Origin of the sequence: Okeania sp. SIO3B5, from assembly GCF_010692555.1 — a bacterium.
Lineage (GTDB): Bacteria > Cyanobacteriota > Cyanobacteriia > Cyanobacteriales > Microcoleaceae > Okeania.
This window is the reverse complement of sequence record NZ_JAAHHG010000689.1, coordinates 1-4,494: the sequence shown is the minus strand read 5'-3', so window position 1 is coordinate 4,494 and position 4,494 is coordinate 1. Positions and strand designations below refer to the sequence as shown.

Sequence of the window (4,494 nt, the reverse complement as noted above, 5' to 3'; positions counted from 1 at the left end):
TAGCTGGCGAAAATCAGTTAGCAGATAGTGATTTTACGAGTTTAGAAGACAGCTTGAATACAAGTGCCAATGGTACGGCTGTGAATTAGTAGTAGTAGACAGATTTTTTCCATCTTCTAAGACTTGCTCTAGTTGTGGTCATGTACAAGATATGCCTTTAAACATCAGAACTTATGACTGCCCAGAATGTGGTCTATCAATTGACCGAGACTTGAATGCCTCAATTAATTTAAGAGATGCGGTCGGCTTGACCGTGAATGCCTGTGGATGAGTAACCGCTGACGGTCTCAGTTGTTTGCGTAGCATTCCGTAGGAAAGCAGGAAGTAAACATCAATTTATCACTTTTTGTGACGCGTTGTATCAGTTTTATGAAGCAGATTTTCATCTTATGACAACTTTTAATGTAACCAACACTATGGATGCAGGTAATGGCAGTTTGCGAGATGCTATTGCCATTGCAAATGCAATGCCAGATGCTGATACCATTACCTTTGATAGTTCCCTCACAGGAATGACTATTGGACTAACCAGTGGAGAATTATCCATCACCGATTCTCTCACCATCAATGGATTAGGTGCAAATCTGCTGACAGTGGATGCACAACAGAATGGCTTTCGGGTCTTCAATATTGATAATGACAGTAACGAACTGATCGATGTGTTCATAGATGGCTTAACCATTACTGGAGGCAATCCCATAGGTGGTGGTGGTGGTGGAATTTTAACCTCCGAAAATCTGACTGTTAAAGACAGTATCATCTTCGGCAATACCTCAATCAGTATCGAAGACCAATTTGAAAAATTCTTTGATGGTGGGGGAATTGACAGTCACGATAGTAATTTAACTATCATCAACACAGATATTATTAACAATGAAGTTCAGGGACAATTAACCTACGGAAACCCCCAACATCCAAAGAATTTTGGTGACGATCCTGACGGTGGTGGAGTTTCCATCTTCAATGGTCAGCTCAACGTTGTTGATAGTACTATTTCCGGTAATAAAGTCACTGGTGGTACGAGTGATGGTGGTGGGATTAACAGTTTGTATAGTGACATAACGATTACTAATTCTACTATTTCTGGCAATACTCTTGAAGGAACTGCCTTTGGTAGCGGTGGTGGGATTTATAACCGCCACGGTAATACGACAATCGCAAACTCAACCATCGCTGATAATTCGGCATTAATGACCACTGAGTTCGGGTCTGCTGATGGGGGCGGTATTTTTAGTCGCGATGGCGATCTAGAAATTTCCAATTCAACTGTCTCAGGTAATTCAGCAGTTGGTCTAGATCGAACAGATGGTGGCGGAATTTACAGTAAAAATGGCAATTTAACCGTTGCTAACTCTACTATTTCTTATAACAGTACTGCGGGTAATAGCGCTGATGGTGGAGGTATTTTCAGTAGTTCTGGTATCGCAACGATTACCAATTCCACCATTTCTGATAATTCTGCTGATGGACGTGGAGGTGGTTTATTTAGTGAAGGGAGGACAAACCTCACTAATACCATTATTGCCAACAGTACTGGTCGCGATGCTGTCCTAAATAATAGCCTGATCGACACTAACGTCAACAATTTGATTGAAGACGGCCATTACAATCCATTTTTATCAGGCAATCCTGGTTTGGGTCCCCTACAAAATAACGGTGGTTTCACTGAAACTCATGCCTTACTCTCCGATAGTATTGCTATTGATGCTGGGGATAACAGAGGTGCAACTGGATTAACGTCCGACCAACGGGGGCTGGGATTTGATCGCATTATCAATGGTACGGTAGATATTGGTGCTTATGAAGTACAGCAACAACAACCACTAATCCTAACTCCCGAACCTCAATCTTTATTGTTGAGTCCTAATTATCCGGACTTGATCTCAGGCATGATTTTCAGTCTTTTTTTTGTAGCATTTTTACTTATAGCCTTTTTCAGAAAGGTAAACTACAGTAGCAGCAGTGAGTAAACCAGTTGCGCAACATTTTAGGAGTAATACCAATTGTTACAAATAGTTTCAAACTTTAGATGTCGAATAATTTGCTGAAATTACTAATATCATGTCCGGATAATTAGTTATAAAAAAACTTTCTCCTTCAACTCCAGTTCTTCTTCTTTCTTCCCTCTTTCCTCCTGACTCCTGACTCTTGACTCCTGACTCCTCCGTAGTTATTTATTTATCACTGTTTAACCGGACATGATATAACGCATCAAATCATAATGCATGACTTTTGACTTTTGAATTCCGTGAAACGGTATAACTAATATCATGTCCGGTTGAATAATTATATCATGTTCGGTTGAATAGTTATGATTAGGATATAGATAAAAGAGATATCTCAAACCCCTGAGATTGCTTCCTTCCACTCCGTTCCAGTCGCAATGACTTTATAGTATGTGTTTATCCGAACATAATATTAGACTTTGGTGGAAGGAAGGCAGCTATGCTGGAGGCAGAAGGCAGAAGGTTTTCTCCTATTGTCACCAGCTGATAGTTGACCGCTGAATACTTACAAATTAGTAAAGCTTTTAGTTTGAGATAACAGCAATAGCTGATGGCTGACTACTGAATGCTTACATACTTAGGTATTATGAAGATTCTGTAAAGATACTCAAAAATTAGTCAATTGAATACTTAGGTATTATGAAGATTCTGTAAAGCTACTGAAAAATTACTGAAAAGCGATCAAGTTCATATTATACTAAACTCAAATCTTTTTTGCATAAATATCTCTAACCTATTGCTGTGCTATGCAAGATTTTATTATTAATATTAAGTCTTGTCAAAATCAGATTTATGGTGTTTTTATCCAAAAAAGTTTCTAAATTCAACAGTGCTTATGCACGAGGTACGAAAAAGTAGCGTTTGAGATTGCTTTCCGTTCCTGACTGCTGCGCAAACCCTGTCAGTTGCAATAACAGAAATACTTTCTACTACATAAGTCCTATTCAAATAAAGTTAAACAAAATAAACAGGAGATTCTAGTTTTATGGCAACTTTTAATGTAACCAACACCATGGATGCGGGTAATGGCAGTCTGCGGGAAGCTATTGCGATGGCAAATGCAACGCCGGATGCTGATACCATTACCTTTGATAGTTCTCTCAATGGAATGACTATTGGACTAACCAGTGGAGAATTATCCATCACCAATTCTCTCACCATCAATGGATTGGGTGCAAATCTGTTGACAGTAGATGCACAACAGAATGGCTTCCGGGTCTTCAATATCGATAACGGCAGTGACGATGTGATTGATGTGTTCATAGATGGCTTGACCATTACTGGAGGTAATCCAATAGGTGGTGGTGGTGGAATTTTCACCTCAGAAAATCTGACTGTTCAAAACAGTACCATCTCCGGCAATACTTCAATCGGCATTGAGGGTCAATATGATATATTAGTTGATGGTGGCGGAATTGACAGCCACAATAATAATTTAACTATCATCAACACGGATATTATTAACAATGAAGTTCAGGGACAATTAGCCGACGGAAATCCCCAATTTAAAAATAATTTTGGTGACGATCCTGACGGTGGTGGTGTGTCCATCCGCAATGGTCAGCTCAACGTTATTGATAGCAATATTTCCGGTAATAAAGTCACTGGTGGTTTGAGTGATGGTGGTGGACTTTACGGTTGGCATAGTGATATAACAGTTACTAATTCTACTATTTCTGGCAATACTCTTGAAGGAACTGCCTTTGGTAGCGGTGGTGGGATTTATAACCGCCATGGTAATACAACAATCGCAAACTCAACCATCGCTAATAATTCGACATTTATGACTACTGAGGTCGGATCTGCTGATGGGGGCGGTATTTTTAGCCGCAATGGCAATCTAGAAATTACCAATTCAACTGTCTCAGGTAATTCAGCAGTTGGTCTAGATAAAACAGATGGTGGCGGAGTTTACAGTAAAAATGGCAATTTAACCGTTGTTAACTCTACTATTTCTTATAACAGTACAGCAGGTAAGAGCGCGGATGGTGGAGGTATTTTCAGTAGTTCTGGTATCGCAACGATTACTAATTCCACCATTTCTCATAATTCCGCTGATGGACTTGGAGGTGGCTTATTTAGTAATGGAAGGACAAACCTCACGAATACCATCATTGCCAACAGCACTGGTCGCGATGCCGTCCTGACTAATAGCCTGATCGACACTAACGTCAACAACCTGATTGAAGACGGCCATTACAATCCATTTTTATCAGGCGATCCTGGTTTGGGTCCCCTACAAAATAACGGCGGTTCCACTGAAACTCATGCCTTACTCCCCGGTAGTATTGCTATTGATGCAGGAGACAACGGAGGTGCAACAGGATTAACGTTCGACCAACGAGGGCAGGGATTCGATCGCATTATCAACGGTACGGTAGATATCGGTGCTTATGAAGTACAGGAACCTCAGCCACCAGCTCCCGAACCAGAGCCACCAGCTCCTGAACCAGAGCCACCAGCTCCCGAACCAGAGCCACCAACTCCA

At 40.7% G+C, this 4,494-nt stretch carries 2 protein-coding genes and 1 pseudogene; all 3 read left to right on the top strand.

The window, feature by feature from the left end; translation table 11 throughout:
• Positions 1–31: 31 nt before the first annotated feature.
• A pseudogene (locus tag F6K54_RS40905) lies at positions 32–271 on the top strand (RNA-guided endonuclease InsQ/TnpB family protein); the annotation flags it as partial.
• Positions 272–389: 118 nt separating this feature from the next.
• Positions 390–1,970, top strand: coding sequence for a right-handed parallel beta-helix repeat-containing protein (locus tag F6K54_RS40900; protein WP_293090202.1), 1,581 nt, complete (start codon positions 390–392; stop codon positions 1,968–1,970).
• Positions 1,971–2,991: 1,021 nt separating this feature from the next.
• On the top strand, positions 2,992–4,494 hold a 1,503-nt coding region (locus F6K54_RS40895), incomplete at its 3' end, for a choice-of-anchor Q domain-containing protein (RefSeq protein ID WP_293090200.1).